The following is a 23,595-nucleotide window of genomic DNA, read 5'->3' as shown; positions in this document are numbered from 1 at the left end:
CTATCTCGGTCGTCACAAACTGAGAGTGGGCACCCTCGCGTCCGTACAGCTACCCCTTGGAATCAATCATCTAGGCGAGCGCCGCGTCGATCATCCTGCGGGCCACCGCGGTCAGTTCGGCCGGGTCCGGCGCGGGGCGGGAGCGGGCGAGCGCACCCGCGAGGCGGTCGTAGAGCAGTCCGTCGGCCCACGCGACCAGGAGTTCGGCGGACTCGCCCGGCCGGGCCGCGCCGAGTGCCGCGAGGATCCCGGCGGCCCGGTCCCGCGAGCCCTGGCCGGCCCGGTGGAGTTCCGTGGCCAGCTCCGGATTCCGTGCCGCCTCCAGGCTCAGCTCGAAGCGCGCCAGTTGCCGCGACCGCCCCGAGGTCAGCCAGAGGTACAGCAGCGCGGCGATCGCCTCGGCGACGGCGTCCCGGTCCGCCGGCGGAGGCGAAGGCGAAGGCGAGGGCGAAGGCGTGGCGCCCCCGTCGAAGTCTCCGAGGTCCAGTTCGGCCAGCCGCGCGTAGCAGGCGCCGATCAGCGCCGTCCTCGTACGGAAGTAGTACGAGGTGCTGCCCGCCGGAAGCCCGGCCGCGCCGTCGACCGCCCGGTGGGTCAGACCCCGCAGCCCGGCGGTGGCCACGAGGTCGATCGCGCTGTCCGCGATCAGGGTTCTGCGGTCGCTTCCGCGCTCGGGGGAGTGCATGCCGTCACTCTACAGATGTAGAGTGACGGCCATGCCCTCTACAGCTGTAGAGGGCATGGGGAGCGGGGAAGGAATGGTCATGACTCGACGTCGTGCGGTGGTGGTGGGTGCGGGGATCGGCGGACTCGCCGCGGCGGTGGCCCTGCACCATCGCGGTTGGGACGTCACCGTCTGCGAACGCGCGACGGCTCCGTCCGCCGTCGGCGCGGGAATCGTCCTCGCCCCCAACGCCCTGCGCGCCTTCGACACCATCGGCTTCAACACCATCGGCTTCGACGCCGCCCGCGCGACGGGGCACGCCACCCCCGCCGCGATGGACCTGCGCCGCTCCGGCGGCCGCCTGCTGAGCCGCGCCGACGGCGCCGCCCTGACCGCCCGGTACGGGCGGCCCCCGCTCGCCGTGCACCGCACGGCCCTCGCCGCCGCCCTGGCCGCCGCGCTCCCCGAGGGCACCCTCCGGTACGGCACGACCGTGACCGCCGTCGACGACGCGGACGGCACGGACGGCACCGACCGCGCGGACGGCCGTCCGGTCGTCCACACCTCGGCCGGCGCTCTCACCGCCGAGCCCCTCACCGCCGACGTCGTGATCGCCGCGGACGGCATCCACAGCCCGATCCGCCGCCAGTACTTCCCGGCCCATCCCGGCCTGCACTACAGCGGGGAGACCGCCTGGCGGACCGTCCTCGCCGCCGGCGGCCCGCCCGTGCCCGCCGCCGCAGAAACCTGGGGCCGCGGGGAGCGCTTCGGCGTCGTCCCGCTCGCCGACGGCCGCGTGTACCTGTACGCCACCGCGGTCGTCCCCGAGAGCTACCGGCCCGCCGACGTCCGCGCCGAACTCCTGCGCCGCTACGGCACCTGGCACGACCCGATCCCCGCCCTGCTGGAGCGGATCGACCCGGCGGCCGTGCTCCAGCACGACCTGTACGACCTCGCCGCCCCGCTCCCCGTCTTCCACCGGGGCCGGCTGGCGTGGCTCGGTGACGCGGCGCACGCCATGACCCCCAACCTCGGCCAGGGCGGGTGCCAGGCCGTCGAGGACGCCGCCGTCCTCGCGCACCTGCTGGACGGAGCCGACGTACCGGCCGCCCTGGCCGCCTACAGCGCGGCCCGCTGCGCCCGCACCGACGCCCTGCGCGTCCGCTCGCGCCGCGCGGGCCGGGTCGCCGCCCTCACGCACCCCCTCGCGGTGGCCGCCCGCGACCTCGCCGTCCGCGCCACCCCGGCCCGCGCCGCGCGGCGCGCGCTGGACGACCTCTTCGACGGCTTCGCGCTTCCGCACTAGGTCACGACCGTGCCCTGGGGCGTCTACGCTCGTTGTTGTGGTTCGTTGACCGTTCAACACGAAGGCAGGCGGAGCCATATGACCGACATCGACTGGGACAACCCGATCGACCCCAAGCCCGGCTGGACCCTGGATCACGTCAAGCTGTACGTCGGTTCGGGCGGGACCGAGGGGCAGTACTGGAACAACACCCAGACCCTGCTGCTCACCACCATCGGCCGCAAGTCCGGGAAGCCGGTGCGCACCCCCCTCATCTACGGCGAGGACAACGGCCGCTACCTCATCGTCGCCTCCAAGGGCGGCGACCCCGCGGACCCGCTCTGGTACCGGAACCTCACCGAGCACCCCGAGGTCCGGGTGCAGGTCGGTCCCGAGGTCCGGCAGGGCATCGCGCGGACCGCGACGTCCGAAGAGCGTGCCGGGTTCTGGCCGCAGATGGTGAAGCACTGGCCCTCGTACGACGAGTACCAGACCAAGACCAGCCGGGAGATCCCGATCGTCGTGATCGACCCCGTGCTCTGAGACGGACCGGCGGGCGCCCGGCGTCAGTGCCCCAGTACCGCCATCGCCGCGTTGTGGCCGGGGACCCCGCTGACGCCGCCGCCGCGGACCGCCCCCGCGCCGCACAGCAGCACATTGCGGTGGGCGGTCTCCACGCCCCAGCGGCCGCCGCCCTCACCGGAGTCGGAGTACGGCCAGGACAGGTCCCGGTGGAAGATGTGCCCGCCGGGCAGGCGCAGTTCGCGCTCCAGGTCGAGCGGGGTCTTGGCCTCGATGCACGGGCGGCCGTCGGCGTCGAAGGCCAGGCAGTCGGTGAGCGGTTCGGCCAGGTGGGCGTCGAGCTGGGCGAGCGTGGCGGCGAGCAGCACCTCCCGTGCCCCCTGGTTGTCGTGCCCGAACAGCCGCGCCGGGGTGTGCAGTCCGAAGAGGGTCAGGGTCTGGTAGCCCTGCTCCGCCAGCTCGGGCCCCAGGATCGTCGGGTCCGTCAGCGAGTGGCAGTAGATCTCCGAGGGCGGTACGGAGGGCAGTTCGCCGGCGGCGGCCTCTGCGTGGGCCCGCGCGAGCTGTTCGTACCCCTCCGCGACGTGGAAGGTGCCTGCGAAGGCCTCGCGCGGGTCCACCGAGGTGTCCCGCAGCCGGGGCAGGCGGCGCAGCAGCATGTTGACCTTGAGCTGGGCCCCCTCGGGGGCCGGCTGCGCCGGCTCCTCCCCCAGCAGTTCGGCCAGCGCCCGCGGCGAGGCGTTGACGAGCACCACCCGGCCGGCGACCCTCCCCTCGCCCGTCGCCGTACGGAAGGTCACCTCGGCCGGGGCGGTCGTGCCGTCGGTGTCGATGCGCAGCGCCTCGTGTCCGGTGGCGATCTGCGCGCCGGCCGCCAGCGCGGACGCCGCCAGTGCGTCGGTGAGCGCGCCCATGCCGCCGACCGGTACGTCCCAGTCGCCGGTGCCGCCTCCGATGACGTGGTAGAGGAAGCAGCGGTTCTGGGCCAGGCCCGGGTCGTGGGCGTCGGCGAAGGTGCCGATCAGCGCGTCGGTGAGGACGACCCCGCGCACCAGGTCGTCGGCGAACTCCCGCTCGACGGCCCGTCCGATCGGCTCCTCGAACAGCATCCGCCAGGCCGCCTCGTCATCCAGCCGCGCCCGCAGCTCCGCGCGTGTGGGCAGCGGTTCGGTCAGCGTCGGGAAGAGTCGCCTCGCGGCCCGCCCGGTGGTCCCGTAGAAGGCGCGCCAGTTCTCGTACTCCCGCTCCGAGCCGGTCAGCCGCGCGAAGGACTCCCGGGTGCGCGCCTCGCCGCCGCCGACCAGCAGTCCGCCGGGGCGTCCGGCGCGCTCGACGGGGGTGTACGAGGAGACCGTGCGCCTGCACACCTCGAAGTCCAGCCCCAGCTCGCGCACGATCTTCGCGGGGAGCAGCGAGACCAGGTAGGAGTAGCGGGACAGGCGGGCGTCGACGCCCGGGAAGGGGCGGGTGGACACGGCGGCCCCGCCGGTGCGGCCGAGCCGCTCCAGGACGAGGACCGATCGGCCGGCCCGGGCCAGGTAGGCGGCGGCGACGAGGCCGTTGTGGCCCCCGCCCACGATCACCGCGTCGTACACGTCGTGCCCGAAGCCCCGCGAGGTCGTCATGGCTCTTGGTAACACACCTGCCCCAGCCGCTCCAGACAGTGCGCTTCGTCGGCGTGGGCGGCGACCGTGTCCGGATGGTCGTCGCCCAGCGACCGCTCGCGGATGCCGGAGAGTTCCCGGTAGACGGGCAGCGCCTGGTCCCAGCGGCCCAGCCGGCCCAGTCCCACGGCGAGTTCGCGCCGGCTGACCAGGGTGTCGGGGTGTTCGGCGCCCAGCGTGCGGGCCCGTGCCCCGCCCACCTCCCGGGCTTCGGCGACCGCTTCCTCCCAGCGCTCCAGGCGCCCGAGGTTCACGCCGAGGACGTGCCGGGCCCGCAGCGTCTCCGGGTCGGCGGCCCCGTAGGCGCGGGTGCGGTCGCGGACCAGGTCCCGGAACAGCTCCAGGGCCTGGGCCGAGCGCCCGATCCGGCCGAGCGCGATCCCGGCCTCGTAGCGCGCGGCCAGCGTGTCGGGGTGGTCGCGGCCGAGCACGCGCTCCCGTACGGCCGCGATCTGCCGGAAGGCCTCCAGGGCCTCCTCCCAGCGTTCGAGGCGGCCCAGCGCGTACGCCACCTCGTACCGGGTCAGCAGCGTGTCCGCGTGCTCCGCCCCCAGGACGGCCGCCCGGTCGGCGGCCACCTCGGCGGCGGCGGCGTGGGCCTCGGAGAAGCGCCCGAGGGCGCCCAGCGCGCAGGCCAGGTTGTGGCGGCAGCGCAGGGTGTCGGGGTGGATCCGGCCCACGGTCCGCTCGCGGGCGGCGAGCACCGCGCGGTAGCCCTCGTACGCCTCCTGGTGGCGGCCGAGCAGGCCCGTCTCGTACGCCGCCTCCTGCCGCGCGGCCAGGGTGTCCGGGTGGTCCGCTCCGAGCACCCGGGCGCGTCCTGCGGCGACGGCCGCGTACCCGGCGAGGGCCTCCTCGGTACGGCCGGCCCGGCTGAGGGCGAAGGCCCGCGTGTGGCCGGCGTCGAGCGCGGCCACGCCCCCCCGAGGATCCTCGGCGGGGCCGGGGCCGCGCGGGAACCCGTAGGCGGCGGTGAGCCGGGGGTCCTCGGCCGGACGCGGGCGTACGACGGTCGGCGCGGGCGGGGGGACGGGGCCGGTGCCGGTGGCGGCGGCGGCGGCTCCGGCGGCCGTCGGGTGCTCCCCGCCCGGGCGGGCGGCGGTCCAGGAACCGGTGAGGACGGCCCACTCCCCGCTGGCGGGGCGGGCCTCGATGCCGGCCTTGCGTCCGGCGGTCATCCCGTTCGCCCACCCGGGCAGCGGCGGGTGCGCTCCGGTCGCCGCGCCGGGGCCGAGCCGGGCCTCGACGAGCTGCCGGTGCAGGTGGCGGGCGTCGCCCGGGCGGTCCTCGGGGCATTTGGCGAGCAGGTCGAGCACCAGCCGCTCGAAGGAGGCCGGCAGTTCGGGGCGGTGCTCGCGCGGCGGCACGGGCGCGGTGTCGCGGTGGCCGACCAGCACGGACCAGGAGTCGCCGAGGTCGAAGGGCGGGGCTCCGGTGGCGATCTCGTACAGGACGCAGCCGAGGGAGTAGAGGTCGCTGCGGTGGTCGACCTCGCCGCCCGCGATCTGCTCGGGCGACATGTAGTGCGGGGTGCCCATGGCCATGCCGCCGCCGGTCAGTTTCGCGGTGAAGCCGATGTCGGCGGCCAGCCGGGCGATGCCGAAGTCGCAGATCTTCACCGTGCCGTCGGTGAGCCGCATGATGTTGGCGGGCTTCAGGTCGCGGTGGACGACGCCCTGCTCGTGCGTGTAGCCGAGGGCGGCCGCCATCTGCTCGGCGATGTCGATGACCACGTCCACGGGGAGCGGGCGCGCGTCGTTGTCCTCCAGGAGCTGGCTGAGGTTGCGGCCTTCGAGGAGCTCCATGACGAGGTAGAGGGGACCGCCGGCCGCGCTGTCGTCGCCGAAGTCGTGGACGACGGTGACGCCCCGGTGCTGGAGGGAGGCGGCGACCCGCGCCTCGCGGCGGAAGCGCTCGCGCAGCACCTGGGTGAAGTGGGTGTCCTGCTCGGGCCCGATGGGCTTGAGGCATTTGACGGCGACCTGCCGGCCCAGCGACTCGTCGCGGGCCCGCCACACCTCGCCCATGCCGCCGCGGCCGATCAGGTCGAGCGACCGGTACCGGCCGTGGATCAGTCTGGACTCCGCCATGTTTTGAAGTCGCCCCCGTGTGTCGCCCTGCGTCCTACGCCCTCCCCGGCCGGTCCAGTATGGCCGCTGATGTACGCAGTGTGTACGGCGCGGGGCGGCTCCCGGGGCCCATGCGGCGCATCGCTTTCAAGATGTGACCTGGAGGCAGCTGCCAGCGCAGACCTGCGGGAATGCTGCGCAGCAGGCTACCGGTGAGACGCAGGCGGCGGGTGACGCTGCGCGGGGCCGGTGCGGGGCGGCCGTACAGCTGGTGCGCCCAGTCGGGGAGGGATCCGTAGGCGAGGGCGGCGAGCGGGCGCCACACCAGGTTTCGGCCAGGGACGAGGAGGGGGTGGATGGGCGGGGCGCACAGGAAGGCGTCGACGGCGCGGGCGTCGGGGCCGGCGGCGAGTTCGGGGCGGATCCGGTCGAAGTAGGCGGCCAGGGCCGCGGTGTCCTCGGGTACCCCGGACGGGTCGAGCCCGACGAGGCGGGCGTTGACGCGGTTCTCCGCCACGTAGCGGTCCGCCTGCGCGGCGCTGAGCGGGACCCCGGAGCGGCGCAGGACGTGCAGGAAGCTGTCGATCTGGGCGCAGTGGATCCAGAGCAGCAGCTCGGGCTCGTCCACGCGGAACCGTGCGCCGGTGGCCGGATCGGTCGCCGACAGCATGGTGTGGATCTTGCGGACGCGGGCGCCGGCCCGTTCGGCGGCCTCGGTGGTGCCGTAGGTGACGGTGCCGACGAAGTCGGCGGTGCGCAGCAGGCGTCCCCAGGCGTCGCCGCCGTTCTCCCCGCTGAAGGCGGAGCTGTTCTCCATGACCCCGCGGACCGCACGCGGGTGCAGGGCCTGGAGGTAGAGCGCGCGGACCCCCGCGATCCACATGACAGGGTCGCCGTGGCACTGCCAGGTCACGGAGCCGGGGCCGTAGAGCCCCGGATCGGGGCCCGCGTTCTCGTCCATGTCCGGCTGCTCCCCTGTCGCTCGCCCCGGTGCACCCGGGCAGGTGAGACCCTGTGCGCTCTGTTCGCCCTTCCAGCATTCCACCGAACGGCCGCACGCACGCCCGTACGCCCCACTAGGCTTCCCGCCGGCGGACCGCACCCGCCTCCCCTCGGGACGCGGAGGCACGGTCATGCGTACGGGACAGCTCGAAGGGTTGGTCGCCGTCGTCACGGGCGGTTCGTCCGGCATCGGCCTGGCGACGGCCCGGCGCTTCGTGGAGGAGGGCGCCCGGGTCTTCGTCACCGGCAGGCGGCCGGAGGAACTCGCCGCGGCGGTCCACGGCCTGGGCCCGGGCGCGGTGGCCGTCCGCGGTGACGCGTCCCGCGTCGCGGACCTGGACCGGCTCTACGCGGCGGTCGCCGCCGCGGGCTGCGAGGCGATCGACGTGCTGGTCGTGAACGCGGGCGGCGGCCCGCCCGGTGGCTTCGCCGAGTTCACCGAGGAGCAGTTCGACGCCACCGCGGACCTCAACTTCCGGGGTGCCTTCTTCACCGTCCAGCGGGCCCTGCCGCTGCTGCGCGACGGCGCCTCGGTGATCCTGCTGGGCTCGGCCGCCGGCTCCTCGGCGTCCACGCGGTACGGGGTGTACGCCGCCACGAAGGCGGCCGTACGGTCCCTCGCGCGCAGCCTGGCACTGGAGCTCGCGGGGCGCTCCATCCGGGTCAACACCCTCAGCCCGGGCCCGATCGACACTCCGGCCCTGGCCGGTGCCCCGGCGCACGTACGCGAGCGGGCGACCGCCGGAGTCCCGCTCGGCCGGCCCGGACGCCCCGAGGAGGTGGCCGCGGCGGCCCTGTTCCTGGCCTCGCGGGAGAGCAGTTTCATCACCGGAATCGAACTGTTCGTGGACGGCGGAGCCGGGCAGGTCTGATCCTTGACCGCCCGATGCCGCATCGGGCCGCCCGGGCCGCCCGATGCGGCCCGGGAACGGGGAGCCGGTCAGCGGCGCACCCTCGGCATGCCGAGGCCGATCCACGAGATGATCTCGCGCTGGATCTCGTTGTTGCCGCCGCCGAAGGTGAAGATGACGGCGCTGCGGTAGCCGCGTTCCAGTTCGCCGTGCAGGACCGCGCCCGCGGATCCGTCCTTCAGTGAGCCGGCCGCGCCGACCACCTCCATCAGCCAGGCGTACGCGTCCCTGCGCGCCTCGGAGCCGTAGACCTTGACGGCGGAGGCGTCCTGCGGGGTGAGGACGCCGTCCTGGACGGCGTTGACCATCTGCCAGTTCAGCAGTTTCATCGCGTCGAGGCGGGCGTGGGTGCGGGCGAGGCGGCCGCGGACCCAGGTGAGGTCGATGACGCGGCGGCCGTCGGCGAGCTTGGTCTCGGCGGCCCAGCGCTGGACGTCGTGCAGGGCGCGGATGGCCATGGTGCCGTGGGCGGCCAGGGTGACGCGCTCGTGGTTGAGCTGGTTGGTGATCAGTCGCCAGCCCTTGTTCTCCTGGCCGACGCGGCGGCTCGCGGGGACGCGGATGTTCTCGTAGTAGCTGGCGGTGGTGTCGTGCGAGGCGAGGGTGTTGATGAGGGTGCAGGAGTAACCGGGGTCGGAGGTCGGCACGAGGAGCATGGTGATGCCCTTGTGGGCGGGGGCGTCCGGGTCGGTGCGGACGGCGAGCCAGACCCAGTCGGCGGTGTCCCCGTTGGTGGTCCAGATCTTCTGCCCGTCGACGACGTAGGTGCCGGTCTCCTCGTCGCCCTCGCGGACGGCCTTGCACTTGAGGGCGGCGAGGTCGGTGCCGGCGTCGGGCTCGCTGTAGCCGATGGCGAAGTCGATCTCGCCCGCGAGGATCTTGGGCAGGAAGTACGCCTTCTGCTCGTCGGTGCCGAACTGCATGATGGTCGGCCCGACGGTGTTGAGGGCCATCAGCGGCAGCGGTACGACGGCCTGTGCGGCCTCGTCGAAGAAGATGAACTGGTCCATGGGCGACATCCCGCGCCCGCCGTACTCCTTGGGCCAGCCGACCCCGAGCCAGCCGTCGGCGCCGAGCCGGCGGATGGTCTCCCGGTAGAAGCGCTTCTGCTCGGCCGGGTCCTCGTACCGGGCGTGGACGTCGTCCGGGATCAGTTCGGCGAAGTAGGCGCGCAGCTCGGTGCGCAACCGCTGCTGCTCAGGCGTGTATTCGAGGTGCACGGCCCCTCCGGGTCTCTCGTGGCTCAAGGTCGCGCGGCCGTCCGCCGCCGCCGCGGGGGCAGACTAGAACCTGTTCCAAGAATCCGGAAGGGCCGGCGAGCAGCCGGCAGGGCGGTCAGCGGGCCGCCACGACCTCGCTTCCGTCCCGTCCGGGCCGGACCAGGACCTTGATGTGCTCCTCCGGCCGCCGCAGGGAGGTGAAGGCCGCGTCGAGCCCGCCGAGGCCCGCTTCTCCCGTGACCAGGGACGCGGGGTCGATGCGGCCGTCGGCGAGACGGGCGAGGGTGGCGCCGAACTCCTCGGGCGGGTAGGTCAGGCACATGCGGATCGTGACGTCCTTGTAGATGCCGACCACCGGCCGGATCACGTCCTCGGTCATCACCCCGCCGATCTGCAGGATCTCGGTGCCGCGCGGGACGGTGTGCAGGAGCTGGTTCAGCATGCCGGGCACGCCCACGCAGTTCACCACCACGGTGGGCCGCGGGCGGACTCCCGCGAGTTCCGCGCAGAGGCGTACGGGGTCCTGCGCGGCCGGGTCCACCACCGCGTGCGCGCCGAGCCGCAGGGCGGCCGCCCGCCGCAGCGCGGACGGGTCGGAGGCCACCACGGGTCCGGCGCCCCGCTCCAGCAGCGCGGCGACGGCCCCGAGGCCGACCGGGCCGCAGCCGATGACCACGGCCGGGGTGTCCTTTCCGGCCGCGCTCCGGGCGATGTTGCCGAAGCCGACGGCCAGCGGCTCGGTGAGGGCGGCGAGAGCGAGGTCCAGGGACGGCGGGACGGGCAGCAGGGCGCGGGCCTGTACGACGATCCGTTCTCCGAATCCGCCGGGGAAGGCATTGCTGTAGCCCACGGTCCGCACGACCCCGTCCGGGTCGACCGCCCAGGGCAGGCCGACGACCCCGGTGCCCGGTTCGGGGCCGGTCGCGCCGGGCCCGTAGGAGAGGACCCGGCCGGAGAACTCGTGGCCCATCACCAGCGGCCGGTCCGGGTCGAAGAGGAAGCTGGTGGTTCCGCTGTCCCGGGAGGCCTTCAGGAACTCGGCGGTGTGCTCGACCGCGCTCAGGTCGGAGCCGCAGATCCCGCAGGCGGCCGTCTCCACGAGCGCCTGCCCGGGGCCGGGCACCGGATCCGGGTGCTCCCGTACCCGGAACACGCCGTCTTCGAGCACCGCGGCCCTCAACGGACCTCCCCCTTGCGGGCGATGGCCTCCATCGTGGACCGGCGCACGGCCCCGACGAACCGTTCGCTGTTGCGCCCGGCCCACTCCAGGCTGGCCCGGCGGGCCTCGGTGTGGCCGGTGAGCCGGGGGACGACCCGCTCGGCGAAGAGCTCCAGGCTGCGCAGGGCGGCCGCGGGCTCGGCGAGGTCCAGCCGGAGGATGAGGAAGGTGCCGAATCCGCCGCTCTTCTCGGCGAGTTGCCCGATCCGCCGCACGGCGTCCTCGGGGGCGCCGATGACGGCCCGGCCGAAGGTGGGCAGCCCTTCGGTGGTCCACCGCTCGACGGCGCCGGCCGGGGTGGCGCAGCCGTCGAGGCGGGTCCCGCTCAGCTTCTCGATGTAGTCCACGATGTCGGGCGTGCCGTACTCGGCTTCGCGCAGGGCCTGTTCGCGGGTCTCGGCCAGGTGCACCGGGGTGACCAGCCTCCAGGTGGAGCGGTCTGCGGGGCGGCCGGCCTCGCCGCAGGCCCGCTCGTGGGCGGCCCAGTTGGCGTCGAGCACCGCGTACCCGGTGGGGTCGGCGGCGGCGAGCGAGAGCATCCCGACCCCGTGGCGTCCCGCGAGCACCGCCCCGGTCGGGGACACGGCGGAGGCGACGGCCACGTCCAGTTCCCGGCCCCGGTAGGGCCCGAGCTGGAGCCGGGCCTCCTCCAGGGCGAACCAGTCGGTGGCGGCCGTGACCGTCTCCCCGCGCAGCAGCCGCACGATGGCGTCGAGCGAGTCGGCCATCATCGCGCGGGAGCGGAGCGGGTCGACGCCCATCATGAAGGCGTCGGAGGGCAGTTGGCCCGGTCCGACACCGAGCATGGCGCGGCCCCGGGACTGCTGGTCGAGCTGGCAGATCCGGTCGGCGAGGATCAACGGCTGGTGGTAGGGCAGGGAGTTGACCCCGGTGCCGAGCATGATCCGGCTGGTGCGTTCGGCGGCCGCGGCGAGGAACACCTCGGGCGAGGCGATGATCTCGTACCCGGCGGAGTGGTGTTCACCGGCCCACAGCTCCTCGTAGCCGAGCCGGTCGAGGTCGGCCGCGAGGTCGAGGTCCCGGCGCAGCTGGAGCGCGGGGTCGCCGTCGGGCCGGTGGTAGGGGGCGAGGAACACCCCGAAGCGGTGCGGGAGATACGGCTGCGGCTGCTGCCGCGGCATGTGCGCGGACGCGTGCGGCGGTACGTGCTGCGGTACGTGCTGCGGCATGTGCGGTGGCATGTGCGGTGGCCTTCCCTCGGCGGCGCCTGCTCTGCTCCGGCATCCGACGAAACACCGCCCGGGGCACGGCTTCAATGCCGCCGCGTCCGTCCTCCCACTGAGTGGGAGGACTCCCGCGGGCCGCCGCTCGGGTACAGAGGAAGACGAAGTCCCCCCGGTACCCGTGCCCGTCAGTTCAGGGCGCTGATCATGGCGGCGGCCGTCGCCGCCATCGCCTCCCGTGCGGCGGTCAGATACGGGCGGGGATCAGCGGGGGTCAGATGCGTGCGGATGGCCTGGGTCATCGCCACGTTGAGCGCGGTGCCGATGTTGACCTTGCGGATGCCGCCGGCGACGGCCGCGGCGAGTTCCGTGTCCGGCAGACCGGAGGAACCGTGCAGCACCAGCGGCACGTCGACCGTCTTGGCGAGGCGTCCGAGCAGCACGTGGTCCAGGGCTGCGGTCCTGCTGGTCATGGCGTGGCTGCTGCCGATGGCGACGGCCAGTGCGTCCACCCCGGAGTCGGCGACGAACCGCCGCGCCTCGTCCGGGTCGGTACGGGCGCCGGGTGCGTGCGGGTCCAGTGGCGCGGCCCCGTTCTTCCCGCCGACCTCGCCCAGTTCGGCTTCGATCCAGAGGCCGTTGACGTGGGCCCAGTCGGCGGCGGAGCGGGTGGCCTCCAGGTTCTCGGCGTAGGAGAGGTGCGCGGCGTCGTACATGACCGAGCTGAATCCGGCGTCCACGGCCTGCCGCAGCAGTTCGGAGCTCTTGACGTGGTCCAGGTGCAGCCCGACCGGGATCCCGGCGGCCTCGGCGACGGCCACGGCGGCGCGGCTGATCGGCAGCAGGGCACCGCCCCGGAACTTGACGGCGTTCTCGCTGAGCTGGAGGACCACGGGCAGTCCGGCCGATTCGGCGCCCGCGACGACCGCTTCGGCGTGCTCCAGCGTGATGATGTTGAAGGCGGCGACGGCGCGGCCCCGGGCCGCGGCCTCCAGGACGAGCGTGCCGGCGGGGACCAGGCTCATCGGACGGCCTCCTCACCCGTGGTGAGGATGACGGAGCGGGTCAGATTGCGCGGCGCGTCCGGGTCCAGCCCCTGGTGGGCGGCGACGGCGACGGCCAGACGGTGTACGCGGACCAGCTCGGCGAGCGGGTCGAGGTGCCCGGCCACCCACTGGGCTCCGGTCCCCCGGACCTGTTCGGCGAGCCCTTCGGGAGCGTCGCCGAGCGACCAGGTGGCGGTGCCGGGCGCCGAGACGCTGATGGGGCCGTGCCGGTACTCCATGGCCGGGTAGGACTCGGCCCAGGCCAGGGCGGCTTCGCGCATCTTCAGCGCGGCCTCGTTGGCGAGTCCGACGCTCCAGCCGCGCCCGAGGAAGGTGAACTGGCCCCGGGTCTCCAGCTCCGCGGGGAGCGGGTCGGCCAGTGCGGCGCGCCCGTCGGCGACCACGGACGAGCTGTGCAGGCCGACGTGGGCGCGCAGCAGGGTGAGGGCGGTGGTGGCGAAGCGGGTCTGGACGACCGACTGCTCGTCGGCGAAGTCGAGTACGACGAGCTCGTCGGCGAGGGTGATGACGGGGGTGGCGGGGTCCCCGATGACGGCGGTGGTGGGCACGCCCGCGTCCCGCAGCCCGGCCAGCAGGTCGAGGACCTCGGTGGTGGTCCCGGACCGGGTCAGCGCGACGACCCGGTCGTAGCGCCGGTGGCGGGGGAACTCCGAGGCGGGGAAGGCGTCGGTTTCGCCCTGCCCGGCCTCCTCGCGCAACACGGCGGCGGCCTGGGCCATGTAGTACGAGGTCCCGCATCCGACGATCGCGGTACGCTCCCCCGGCCGCGGCAGCACCCCCCGGTGTTCCGGGGCCAGTGCGGCGGCCCGCTCCCAGCATGCGGGCTGCGTGCCCAACTCGTACGCGACATGGCTCATGGCGGCTCCCTAGCGCGGTGCGTGCACCCCTGAATGCGTGTTCCTGCAAGATAGTGGGCTCTTTCACGCAACTTCAAGCATCTCAGGGATGATCTCCTGCGTTAATCTCGACGTGTAGGCCAAGCGGGAGCGCCCAAGCGAACGGCCAAGCGACTACCGAGAACACGAGCGAAGACGCGATCGAAGCCACGATCGAAGACGAGACCGAAGTAGAGACCGAAGGGGCGGCCGATGACCCGCAAGGAACGCTGGCAGACACTGCTGGATCTGCTGGTGGAGCGGGGCGAGCTGGAAGTCGAGCCCGCCGCCGAGGCCCTCGGCGTGTCCGCCGCCACCATCCGGCGCGACCTCGACCAGCTCGCCGAGCAGCAGCTGCTGGTCCGCACGCGCGGCGGAGCGGTCCTGCACGGGGTCTCGTACGAGCTCCCGCTGCGCTACCGCACCTCGCGCCGGGCCGCCGAGAAGAGCCGCATCAGCGAGACCGTCGCGGCGCTGATCGTCCCGGGCGAGGTGATCGGCCTGACCGGCGGCACCACGACCACCGAGGTGGCGCGTGCACTGGCCGCCCGCCCCGACCTCGCCACCGGCTCCCCCGCCCTCACCGTGGTCACCAACGCGCTGAACATCGCGGGTGAACTGGTCATCAGACCGCAGTTCAAGATCGTGCTCACCGGCGGCGTGGCCCGGCCCCAGTCCTACGAGCTCACCGGCCCGCTGGCCATGGAGGTGCTCGGGCAGCTCTCCGTGGACACCGCCGTCGTCGGCGTCGACGCCTTCGACCCGGCCGACGGGGCCGCCACCCGCCACGAGGACGAGGCCGCCATGAACCGGCTGCTCTGCGAGCGCGCCCGCCGCGTGGTGATCGCGGCCGACTCCAGCAAGCTGGGCGTCCGCGCCTTCGCCCGCATCGTTTCGACCGACGCCGTGGACGTGCTGGTGACGGACACCGGCCTGTCCCCGTCGGTGGCCGAGGCCTTCGAGGCGGCGGGCGTGGAGGTCATCCGCGCCTGAGCGCACGGCCGGGGGCCGGTTTCCCGCGCGGCCTAGACTCCCACGATGGCAGACGATCACCTCCGGCTCACCGTCCTGGGCAGTGCGACTCCCTACCCCCGCGCCGACAACCCCTGCTCCGGCTACCTGCTCGAAGGCGGCGGCGCCCGGGTCTGGGTCGACGCGGGCAGCGGAACCCTGGGACCGCTGCAACGCCACGTCGGACTCGGCGAGCTCGACGCGATATGGATCTCGCACCTGCACGCCGACCACACGGCCGACCTGCTGACCGCGTACTACGGCCTGCTGTACGCCGACGTACGACGGCCCGCGCCGCTCCCCCTCTACGGGCCTCCCGGCATCGCCGGCCGGCTGGCGGGGTTCCTCACCAACGGCCCGGACCGCAGACCGGTCGAGGCCGCCTTCGAGGTCCACGAGCTGTACGACGGCCACCGCGCGCGGGCCGGGACGCTCGGCCTCACCAGCCGGGCGGTGTCCCACGGCATGCCCGCCTTCGCGCTGCGCGCCGACTCGGGAGGCCGGTCCCTCGTGTACTCCGGGGACACGGCGCCCTGTTCGGCCCTGAACCGGCTCGCCGAGGACTGCACGCTCCTGCTGTGCGAGGCCGACAGCCCGGCGCACCCGGCCGGGAGCGAACCGGTGCACCACACCCCCGAGGAGGCCGGCGACACCGCCCGCGCGGCCCGCGCCCGCCGGCTGGTCCTCACGCACGTCGGCCGGGACCTGGATCCGGCCGAGGCCGTGTCCCGCGCCTCGGCCCGCTACCCCGGACCGGTCGACCACGCCGCGCCGGGCGCGGTGTTCCTGGTCGGGTAGCCCGTCAGCTGGCCCGTCAGTGCGCCGGGAGCCGCCCGGCCTCGCGGGCGAGGGCGGCCAGGACGGGGGCGATCAGCGGATGCGTCTCGGCGCCGCGCCGGGTGGCCGCGAAGACCCGCCGGGTCGCCGCCGGGCCGGTCACCGGGCGGACCTGGACCTCCTTGAGCTCCATGCCGCGCAGCGCCGAGCGGGGCACCAGGGCGACCCCGGCGCCCGCGCCGACCAGCGCGACCACGGCGCGGAAGTCGTCGGAGGAGTGCACCAGCCGGGGCTGGAAGCCCGCGAGTTCGCAGGCGAGCTGCATGACGTCGTGGCAGGGATTGCCGGGGTACTGGCCCACCCAGTCGGCGTCCGAGAGACCGGCCAGCGGCACCTCGGGCAGATCGCCGAGGGGGTGGCCGGCGGGCAGCACCGCGTCGAAGGGTTCCGCGTACAGCGGGAGCACGGACAGCCGGCCATCGTCGGCGCCGGGGGCGCCCCGGTACTCCACGGCCAGGGCCAGGTCCGCCTCGCCGTCGAGCAGCAGCGGCAGGCTCTGGTCACCCTCGGCGTCGCGTACGCGCAGCCGGATCCCCGGATGATCGACGGCGAGCCGGGCGATGGCCGGGGCCAGTACCTCGGCGATGCCGGTGGCGAAGGCCGCCACGGTGACGGAGCCCGCCGAACCGCCCGCGTAGGCGGCGAGTTCGGCCTCGGCCCGCTCGAGCTGCGCCAGGACCTCGTGGGCGTGCCCGAGCAGGATCTCGCCGGCCGCGGTGAGGCGTACGCCCCGGCCGCTGCGGGTCAGCAGGGCGTGCCCCGTCTCCTGCTCGAGCGCCGCGAGCTGCTGGGACACGGCGGAAGGGGTGAGGTACAGCGCCGCGGCCGCGGCGGTCACCGTACGGTGGTCCGCCACGGCCCGCAGGATGCGCAGCCTCCGGGGGTCGATCACACTGCCATTCTCGCAGGCCGCGGGGCCCAGCCGGTCCGACCGATCGGGCTGGCCCGGGGCCGGGGCCGTTGAGAACCGAGTCGGGGTGCCCCGCACCCACCCGGGCATCCGGGCCGGCGCGGACCGGTCGGAGGTCCAGCCGGTCCCGGCTGGTACCGGAGGCGGGGGCACTGTCCCCTACCCACCCTTCCGCCGTTCCCCGGGGCTCCGCCCCGGACCCCGCGCCTCAAACGCCGGCGGGGCTGAATTTTCCGGACCGCCGACGATCGCCTGCCGGCTGTGCGGGTTTCCCGGACCGCCGGCGATCACGTGCCCGCCGGCGCCGGCCACATCCAGCCCCTCCGGCGTTTGAGGAGCGGGGGGATCCGGGGGCCGGCCCCCGGCAACGGCGCCGCGCGCGGCGAACGGGGGTCGGCCAGGACTCAGGGCTAGGCGCCCGCCAGGGCAGCCCGCGCGTCGATGAACGCCGCGATCGCGCGCTCCACGTCGGCCGTCGAGTGCGCGGCCGAGAGCTGGACGCGGATCCGCGCAGCGCCCATCGGCACCACCGGGTAGGAGAAGCCGATCACGTAGACCCCGCGCTCCAGCAGGAGTTCCGCCATCCTGGCCGCCTCCGCCGCGTCGCCGATCATCACGGGGGCGATGGCGTGGTCGCCGGGCAGGATCTCGAAGCCGGCCTCGGTCATCTTCGTGCGGAAGAGCGCGGTGTTGGCGGCGAGCCGCTCGCGCAGGTCGTCGGCCGACTCCAGCAGGTCGAGGACCTTGAGGGAGGCCGCCGCGATGACCGGGGCGAGGGAGTTGGAGAAGAGGTACGGGCGCGAGCGCTGGCGCAGCAGCTCGACGATCTCGGTGCGCGCCGCGACGTAGCCGCCGGAGGCTCCGCCCAGCGCCTTGCCGAGGGTGCCGGTGATGATGTCGACGCGGTCCATGACCCCGTGCAGTTCGGGGGTGCCGCGGCCGCCGGGGCCGACGAAGCCGACGGCGTGCGAGTCGTCGACCATGACCATGGCGTCGTAGCGCTCCGCGAGGTCGCAGATCTCCGCGAGCGGGGCGACGTAGCCGTCCATGGAGAACACGCCGTCGGTGACGATCAGCTTGCGGCGGGCACCGCCCTCGGTGGCCTCCTTGAGCCTGGTCTCCAGCTCCGCCATGTCGCGGTTGGCGTAGCGGAAGCGGCGGGCCTTCGAGAGGCGGATGCCGTCGATGATCGAGGCGTGGTTCAGGGCGTCGGAGATCACCGCGTCCTCGGGGCCGAGGATGGTCTCGAAGACTCCGCCGTTGGCGTCGAAGCAGGAGGAGTAGAGGATCGTGTCCTCCTGGCCGAGGAAGGCGGAGAGCCGCGCCTCCAGCTCCTTGTGCACCTCCTGCGTACCGCAGATGAAGCGCACGGAGGCCATTCCGTAGCCCCAGCGGTCCAGGGCCTCCTTCGCCGCGGTGACCACCTCGGGGTGGTCGGCGAGGCCGAGGTAGTTGTTGGCGCAGAAGTTGAGGACCTCACCGGGGGCGCCGCCCGAGGTCACGGCGACGGCGGCGTTCTGCGGGGTGCCGATGACGCGCTCGGGCTTGTGCAGACCCGCGGCGCGGATCTCGTCGAGGGTTGTACGGAGGTCCGCGCGGACGGTCTCGAACATGTGCGGTGCTCTCTTTCTCCTGGTGCGGCGGAGGGAGGGGGGCCGGGCCCCGCGGAGGGGGGTGGTGCGGGGCCCGGCCGGAGGGAAATGGTCTGTGGGGCTGGGGGGCGGGGGGCTGAACGCCCGCGCTACGCCTGCGTCCAGTCCAGGATGATCTTGCCGCTGCGCGCGGTCGCGGCCTCGTCGAACGCGGTCTCGAAGTCCCCGTAGGCGTACCGGCCGGTGATGACGGGGCTGAGGTCGAGCCCGCCCTCCAGCAGCACGGTCATCGCGTACCAGGTCTCGAACATCTCGCGGCCGTAGATGCCCTTGATCGTGATCATCGAGGTGACGACCTTGGCCCAGTCGACGGCGAACTCCTGCGCCGGCAGGCCCAGCATGGCGATCCGGCCGCCGTGCGTCATGTTGTCGATCATGTCGCGCATGGCCTCGCCGCGGCCGGACATCTCCAGGCCGATGTCGAAGCCCTCGCGCAGGCCGAGCTGGGCCTGCGCGTCGGCGATGGTCGCCTTCGAAACGTCGAGCGCGAGGGTGGCGCCGGCCTTGCGGGCGATCTCCAGACGCTCCGGGCTGACGTCGGTGATGACCACGTTGCGCGCTCCCGCGTGCCGGGCCACGGCCGCCGCCATGATCCCGATCGGGCCCGCGCCGGTGATCAGTACGTCCTCGCCGACCAGCGGGAAGGAGAGCGCGGTGTGCACGGCGTTGCCGAACGGGTCGAAGATCGCCGCGACGTCGAGGTCCACCTTCGTCCGGTGCACCCACACGTTCTGCGCGGGCAGCACCACGTACTCGGCGAAGGCGCCGTCGCGTCCCACTCCGAGCCCGATCGTGCTGCGGCACAGGTGACGGCGCCCGGCCAGGCAGTTGCGGCACCTCCCGCACACCAGGTGGCCCTCGCCGCTGACCAGCGCACCGACCTCGATGTCGGCCACGTCGGAGCCGAGCGCGGCCACCTCGCCGACGAATTCGTGGCCCAGCACGAGGGGGGTCTTGACGGCGCCCTGCGCCCAGCCGTCCCAGGAGCGGATGTGCAGGTCCGTCCCGCAGATGCCGGTGCGCAGCACCTTGATCAGCACGTCGCCGGGGCCGTACTCGGGCTCGGGAACGTCCATCAGCCACAGCCCGGGCTCGGCCTTGTGCTTGACGAGTGCCTTCATGGGGGTGGCTCCAGGCATGCGGAAGGAAGCGCTACGGGGCGTGCGGGCCGGGCAGCGTTCGGACGGCACCAATCTGCCGACCTGCGGGTGATCAGTCCATCGAGGATTTCTTAAGCGGGTCCACAGCCCAGCTTCACGCCTATGCTCCTCAGGTGGCGGGCAGGGGCCGGGGAGTGGTCCGGGCCGGGAATGGGGAGGTGAGGGGCGTGCCGAGTCTGCGCAGCAGGGCGCTTTCGGTCGCGCTGATCGCGGCGGGACGGCGAAGACGGTTCGGGAGCGCCGAGGCGGTCCGTACCCGGGTGGCGGAATCGATGCGGCGCCCGGCGTCGCACCTTCCCCCGCGGTCGCTGGGCCGGGTGGCGGAGGTCTCGCGGACCTTCGTCGGGGCCTGGCCGGTGTACGAGGTCTCGCCGCTCGGCGCGGAACCGGCCGCCCGGGTGCTGTACGTGCACGGCGGCGGGTACATCAACGAACTGGTCCGGCCGCACTGGTCGCTGATCCGGACCCTGGTCGCGCAGGCGCAGGCCCGGGTCGTCGTACCGGCGTACATACTGGCCCCGCGCGGAACCGCCGACCGGACCGTCCCGGTCGCCGCCGATCTGCTCAGCGGCCTGATCGCGAGCGGGGGCGCCGGCGGCACCGTGCTCCTCGGGGATTCGGCGGGCGCCGGGCTGGCGCTGGCCGCGGCGCAGCGGCTGCGCGACCGCAACGGGGCGCAGCCGTCCCGGATCGTGCTGATCTCACCCTGGCTGGACGTGTCCATGAGCCACCCCGACCAGGCGGCCATCGAGGCGGGCGACCCGATGCTGGCCCGGCCCGGCCTGCGCGAGGCCGGGCGGCTGTACGCGGGCAACCTGGCGGCCGACGATCCCCGGGTGAGCCCGCTGCACGGGTCGTTCGCGGGGCTGGCACCGCTGACGGTGTTCACGGGCACCCGGGACGTCCTGACGACCGACAGCCGCGAGCTGCTGAACCGGGCGCGGGCGGCCGGCGCCGAGGTGGAGTTCATCGAGGAGCCGGGGCTGCCGCACGTCTACCCGCTGCTGCAGATCCCGGAGGGCAGGGCGGCCCGCGACCGGATCGTGGAGCTGGTCCGCTCGGCGGCGGCGGAGTCCTGAGCAATTGATTCCAGCCTCGCCGGCGTCTGAGGCGCGGGGTCCGGGGCGGAGCCGCAGGGAAAGGTGGAAGGGCAGGTAGGGGACACAGCCCCGCAGGGCCCAGCCGGCGCTCGGGCGCCCCGTCAGGCCACGCAGTTCATCAGGGAGCCCACCGGGGCCGTGCGGTAGCGGGCCCAGTAGGTCTCGTCCCGGGTCGCGCACGCGGGCGGAGTCCGGGTCGGCTGCCAGGTCACGGTGGCGAAGCCGGCGTCGGCGGCGGCCTCCGCGAAGTCGGCGTGGGCCCATTCGCGGCATTCGAACGGAACCGGCGGGTCGGTCTCCAGGCGTGCCCGCAGCAGCGGGGCGTCCCCTCCGGGAGACCGCTCGACGACGCTGATCCCGTACGGCTCCCAGTCCGCGTAGGGGAAGGCCCCCGGGTTCGGCACGATGGCGAGGAGCCGCCCGCCGGGGCGCAGGTTGGCCCGTACGGCGCGGAACATGGCGTGCAGAGCCGTCCGGTCGTGGGCCTGGTTGAACAGGTACACGGCGGTGGCCAGGTCGAACGGCCCCAGGGCCGGCATGCCGGCCGCCGCGTCCGCGACGACGTACTCGACGGCGTGCGCGAGGTCCGCACCGGTCTCGCGGGCCCGGCGGATGCGCTCGGGGCAGCTGTCGACGCCCACCGTCCTGCGGGCCCCGCCGCTCGCCAGCAGCCGGGTGGTGCTGCCGTGTCCGCAGGCCAGGTCGAGGGTGTCGAGGCCGCGGACGCCGCCGAGGGTGTCCAGGGCCGTGCTCAGGGTGAAGGCGTCGGCGACCGAGAAGGCCGGCGGAGGCGTTGACGTGTCGTACTGCTGTCGCATGTCCGCAAGCCTGCCCGCCCCTGGGCCGTGGGCGTCGGTCCCCGCCCCGTACCTCCCCCGGACGGGGGAGGCGTTCGGATCAGTCCGTACGGCGTACGGGGCTGACGCCCTACAGAGCCCGCGGGGCACTCGGGGGGGGCGGGACCAGGGCGCGGCGGCGGGCGGAGTCTAGGGGTCTCTGTTGTCCCCGGCGTTGGCGATCATCCTGCGCAGCACCTTGAGCGCGGCCACGTACTCTTCGTCGCTGATGCCCTCGTGGACTACGGCGCGCAGCTCGGTCACCAGCTCCCGCAGCCGCACCCGGGCAGCCTCCCCGGCATCGGTGAGCTGTAGGCGCTGCCCGCCGTCGATCCGGAGCCAGCCGCGGTGGATCAGCTGGTCGACGACACGGGCGATCTCGTGCGGACCGTCGGCGAGGGGCGTCAGCTGGACGACCACCTCCTCGCGGCTCGGAGCCTCGGACCCGCCGTTCACCCTGTTGAGCACCCAGTACTGCGGCTGCGTGACGTCGATCCGGGCCATGGCATCACGCAGGTGCCGGGTGACGGCCTCGTGGGCGAGGCCACTCCAGTAGCCGATGGGCTGGGTGGCCAGCATGTCGTCGGTGGCGGCCGGATCAGCGGGCGCCTGGTCGGTGGTGTTGCCGGTCAGCGGTCTCATGATCACGACGCTATCTCCCCCTCGTTTCACCGCCGGGGGTCGGGCTGCGCACGCTGATGTGGGCGGTGCGGGGCCCCCGGCCGTGGGGGGCGTGCGGGGGTCAGCGCGACCAGTACCGGGCGCGCGGGAGCCAGCGGCGCGATGCCTCCGGGGCACGCCGTGCAGGCGCGGGTGGCGGCCAGGCAGCCCCCGCAGTCGCGGCCGCCGATCTCCTCGCGGCGCAGCCGGCCCTTGCGGACCCAGTACGCGGCGAGGTCCCCCGCCTCGGCCCGGTCGATGCCCAGCCGGTCGGCGATCTGCGCGAGGCCCTCGCCGGGGGCCGCCTCCTCGAAGGCGCGCAGCAGGCGGCGCAGCATGCGGGGACCGGTGCTCCCGGTGCTCCCGTTGGCCCCCGTGTCTCCGGTGTCTGCGTCGGTCCCGCTCACCACACCAGCCTCGCGATCTGGAAGACGCCCACGGCGAGCAGCCAGGCCGCCGCAAGTTGGATGCCGAAGCCGATGACGGTCAGCCGGGTGCCGATCTCGGCCCGCTGCGCGGCCAGGGTGGCGAAGCACGGGGTGTAGGCGAGGATGAAGACCAGGAAGGCGAGCGCGGCCGCCCGCTGGTGCCCGCCGGAGGATTCCACGAAGGTGGCGTGCAGGCTCGCGGTGAGCCTGGGGTCGCCGTCCTCCTCGGCCGAGTAGGTCTGGGCGAGGGTGGAGACCACGCCCTCCTTGGCGATGAGGCCGGTGCCGAGCGCGGCCGTGGCGTGCCAGTCGCCGAAGCCGGCCGGGGCCACGAGGGGCGCCGTGGCGCGGGTGACCGTACCGAACACGCTCTGCTCGACGTCGACCTTGCCGAAGCCTCCGTGGCCGGCCGCGGCCGGGATCGCCATGAGGAGCCAGACGGCGGCCGCGGTCGCCACGATGATGCCGCCGGCGGTGCGCAGGAACGCCGCGAGCTTCTGCCAGACCTGAGCGCCGGTGACCCGCAGGGTGGGCAGCCGGTACGGGGGCAGTTCCAGGACGAGCGGTTCCTCCTTCATGTCCCGGAACAGCAGGGGCCGCAGGACCAGGCCCATGCCGACGACCAGCAGCACGGAGGCGACGTAGAGGAGGAAGACGACGGTGCCGGAGTTCGAGCCGAAGAAGACGCCCGCGATCATCACGTAGACGGCGAGGCGGGCGGTGCAGCTCATGTACGGGATGAGCAGGCCGACGAGCAGCCGGTGCGAACGGCGGCTCAGGATCCGGGTGCCGGCGAGGGCGGGGACGTTGCAGCCGAAGCCGACGACGAGCGGCAGGAAGGCGCGGCCGGGCAGCCTCAGGGTCCGCATCAGGCGGTCGGCGACGAACGCGGCGCGGGCGAAGTAGCCGGAGTCCTCCAGCAGGGCCAGCAGCAGGAACATGATGATCATCAGCGGGACGAAGGTGAGCAGTTGGCCCACCCCGCTGATCAGGCCGTCAACCAGCAGTCCGGTCAGCCAGCCGGGCGCGTGGACGGCTTCCAGCAGCCGGTCGGCGCCCCCGCTGACGGGTCCGGAGACGAAGTCGCCGAGCCCGTCCTGGAGGGGTTTGGCCAGGACGGTGGTGGCCTGGAAGACGCCCCACATGACGGCGAGGAAGAACGGGATGCCGAAGCCGCGGGACAGCAGCAGCCGGTCCACCCGGTCGGTGAGGGTGGGCCGGGCCCCGGCCGGGCGGGGCGCGGCGCGTTCGATGACGGCGTGCGCCCAGGCGTAGCGGGCCTCGGCGACCAGGAGTTCGGCATCGGTGTCGATAGCAGC

22 protein-coding genes are annotated in these 23,595 nt (G+C 74.0%); 6 read left to right on the top strand and 16 right to left on the bottom strand.

Annotation, left to right across the window (positions count from 1 at the left end; genetic code table 11):
- Positions 1-70: 70 nt before the first annotated feature.
- The gene (locus tag MTF69_RS37075) at positions 71-685 is read right to left on the bottom strand and encodes a TetR/AcrR family transcriptional regulator (RefSeq protein WP_243340886.1); all 615 of its coding nucleotides are present in this window, start codon (positions 683-685) and stop codon (positions 71-73) included.
- Positions 686-764: 79 nt separating this feature from the next.
- On the opposite strand from MTF69_RS37075, the gene MTF69_RS37070 reads away from it, so the two are divergent.
- Positions 765-1,970 (top strand): FAD-dependent monooxygenase, encoded by a 1,206-nt coding sequence (locus MTF69_RS37070; RefSeq protein ID WP_243340884.1) that lies wholly within the window; start codon positions 765-767, stop codon positions 1,968-1,970.
- 78 nt (positions 1,971-2,048) lie between these two features.
- Positions 2,049-2,492: a nitroreductase family deazaflavin-dependent oxidoreductase gene (locus tag MTF69_RS37065; protein WP_243340882.1), complete on the top strand. Its 444-nt coding sequence runs from the start codon at positions 2,049-2,051 to the stop codon at positions 2,490-2,492.
- Positions 2,493-2,515: 23 nt separating this feature from the next.
- Here MTF69_RS37065 and MTF69_RS37060 read toward each other — a convergent pair whose 3' ends face one another.
- The 3 genes from MTF69_RS37060 to MTF69_RS37050 are packed head-to-tail and all read right to left on the bottom strand — an operon-like array spanning position 2,516 to position 7,165.
- On the bottom strand, positions 2,516-4,096 hold the full coding sequence (locus MTF69_RS37060) for an NAD(P)/FAD-dependent oxidoreductase (protein WP_243340879.1): 1,581 nt from the start codon (positions 4,094-4,096) through the stop codon (positions 2,516-2,518).
- Positions 4,093-6,225: a serine/threonine-protein kinase gene (locus tag MTF69_RS37055; RefSeq protein WP_243340877.1), complete on the bottom strand. Its 2,133-nt coding sequence runs from the start codon at positions 6,223-6,225 to the stop codon at positions 4,093-4,095. Before MTF69_RS37055 ends, MTF69_RS37060 begins: the two co-directional genes overlap by 4 nt.
- A gap of 34 nt (positions 6,226-6,259) precedes the next feature.
- Positions 6,260-7,165, bottom strand: a complete 906-nt coding sequence (locus MTF69_RS37050; RefSeq protein ID WP_243340874.1) for an oxygenase MpaB family protein — start codon at positions 7,163-7,165, stop codon at positions 6,260-6,262.
- Between the two features lie 172 nt (positions 7,166-7,337).
- On the opposite strand from MTF69_RS37050, the gene MTF69_RS37045 reads away from it, so the two are divergent.
- Positions 7,338-8,078: an SDR family oxidoreductase gene (locus MTF69_RS37045; RefSeq protein WP_243340872.1), complete on the top strand. Its 741-nt coding sequence runs from the start codon at positions 7,338-7,340 to the stop codon at positions 8,076-8,078.
- A 68-nt stretch (positions 8,079-8,146) separates the two neighbouring features.
- Here MTF69_RS37045 and MTF69_RS37040 read toward each other — a convergent pair whose 3' ends face one another.
- From MTF69_RS37040 to MTF69_RS37020, 5 genes are all read right to left on the bottom strand, one after another.
- Positions 8,147-9,337 (bottom strand): acyl-CoA dehydrogenase family protein, encoded by a 1,191-nt coding sequence (locus MTF69_RS37040; RefSeq protein ID WP_243340869.1) that lies wholly within the window; start codon positions 9,335-9,337, stop codon positions 8,147-8,149.
- 115 nt (positions 9,338-9,452) lie between these two features.
- Positions 9,453-10,517: a zinc-binding dehydrogenase gene (locus MTF69_RS37035; protein ID WP_243340868.1), complete on the bottom strand. Its 1,065-nt coding sequence runs from the start codon at positions 10,515-10,517 to the stop codon at positions 9,453-9,455.
- Positions 10,514-11,746 carry an LLM class flavin-dependent oxidoreductase gene (locus MTF69_RS37030; RefSeq protein WP_243340866.1) on the bottom strand — a complete coding sequence of 411 codons (1,233 nt, stop codon included), beginning with the start codon at positions 11,744-11,746 and terminating at the stop codon, positions 10,514-10,516. The genes MTF69_RS37035 and MTF69_RS37030 overlap by 4 nt, the downstream gene beginning before the upstream one ends.
- Before the next feature lie 182 nt (positions 11,747-11,928).
- Positions 11,929-12,765: a class II fructose-bisphosphate aldolase gene (locus MTF69_RS37025; RefSeq protein ID WP_243340864.1), complete on the bottom strand. Its 837-nt coding sequence runs from the start codon at positions 12,763-12,765 to the stop codon at positions 11,929-11,931.
- On the bottom strand, positions 12,762-13,664 hold the full coding sequence (locus MTF69_RS37020) for an SIS domain-containing protein (protein WP_243340863.1): 903 nt from the start codon (positions 13,662-13,664) through the stop codon (positions 12,762-12,764). Before MTF69_RS37020 ends, MTF69_RS37025 begins: the two co-directional genes overlap by 4 nt.
- A gap of 231 nt (positions 13,665-13,895) precedes the next feature.
- Between MTF69_RS37020 and MTF69_RS37015 the strand changes: the two genes are divergently transcribed.
- Positions 13,896-14,675 carry a DeoR/GlpR family DNA-binding transcription regulator gene (locus MTF69_RS37015; RefSeq protein ID WP_243340861.1) on the top strand — a complete coding sequence of 260 codons (780 nt, stop codon included), beginning with the start codon at positions 13,896-13,898 and terminating at the stop codon, positions 14,673-14,675.
- Positions 14,676-14,720: 45 nt separating this feature from the next.
- Positions 14,721-15,491: an MBL fold metallo-hydrolase gene (locus MTF69_RS37010; protein WP_243340860.1), complete on the top strand. Its 771-nt coding sequence runs from the start codon at positions 14,721-14,723 to the stop codon at positions 15,489-15,491.
- Positions 15,492-15,507: 16 nt separating this feature from the next.
- On the opposite strand, the gene MTF69_RS37005 is transcribed toward MTF69_RS37010, so the two are convergent.
- The 3 genes from MTF69_RS37005 to tdh all read right to left on the bottom strand — a co-directional run bounded on the left by MTF69_RS37005 (position 15,508) and on the right by tdh (position 19,213).
- Positions 15,508-16,422, bottom strand: a complete 915-nt coding sequence (locus tag MTF69_RS37005) for a LysR family transcriptional regulator (protein ID WP_243340858.1) — start codon at positions 16,420-16,422, stop codon at positions 15,508-15,510.
- Positions 16,423-16,850: 428 nt separating this feature from the next.
- Positions 16,851-18,053, bottom strand: coding sequence for a glycine C-acetyltransferase (locus MTF69_RS37000; protein WP_243340856.1), 1,203 nt, complete (start codon positions 18,051-18,053; stop codon positions 16,851-16,853).
- A gap of 128 nt (positions 18,054-18,181) precedes the next feature.
- On the bottom strand, positions 18,182-19,213 hold the full coding sequence (gene tdh, locus MTF69_RS36995) for an L-threonine 3-dehydrogenase (protein WP_243340855.1): 1,032 nt from the start codon (positions 19,211-19,213) through the stop codon (positions 18,182-18,184).
- Between the two features lie 206 nt (positions 19,214-19,419).
- Here tdh and MTF69_RS36990 point away from each other — a divergent pair, with 206 nt between their 5' ends.
- Entirely contained in the window at positions 19,420-20,331 is a 912-nt protein-coding gene (locus tag MTF69_RS36990; protein WP_243340853.1) for an alpha/beta hydrolase fold domain-containing protein, read from the top strand.
- A 122-nt stretch (positions 20,332-20,453) separates the two neighbouring features.
- Here the strand turns inward: MTF69_RS36990 and MTF69_RS36985 are convergent, their stop codons facing one another.
- The 4 genes from MTF69_RS36985 to feoB all read right to left on the bottom strand — a co-directional run.
- Positions 20,454-21,170 (bottom strand): class I SAM-dependent methyltransferase, encoded by a 717-nt coding sequence (locus MTF69_RS36985; RefSeq protein ID WP_243340852.1) that lies wholly within the window; start codon positions 21,168-21,170, stop codon positions 20,454-20,456.
- A 168-nt stretch (positions 21,171-21,338) separates the two neighbouring features.
- Positions 21,339-21,830, bottom strand: coding sequence for a MarR family winged helix-turn-helix transcriptional regulator (locus tag MTF69_RS36980; protein ID WP_243340850.1), 492 nt, complete (start codon positions 21,828-21,830; stop codon positions 21,339-21,341).
- 26 nt (positions 21,831-21,856) lie between these two features.
- Positions 21,857-22,255 (bottom strand): helix-turn-helix domain-containing protein, encoded by a 399-nt coding sequence (locus MTF69_RS36975; RefSeq protein WP_243340848.1) that lies wholly within the window; start codon positions 22,253-22,255, stop codon positions 21,857-21,859.
- The coding region (gene feoB / locus MTF69_RS36970; RefSeq protein WP_243340847.1) for a ferrous iron transport protein B at positions 22,252-23,595 on the bottom strand (1,344 nt) is incomplete at its 5' end. The genes feoB and MTF69_RS36975, both read right to left, overlap by 4 nt.

Origin of the sequence: Streptomyces sp. AP-93, assembly GCF_022808175.1 — a bacterium.
In the GTDB taxonomy this organism is placed as follows: Bacteria; Actinomycetota; Actinomycetes; order Streptomycetales; family Streptomycetaceae; genus Streptomyces.
This window is presented reverse-complemented; position numbering and strand designations above follow the sequence as displayed.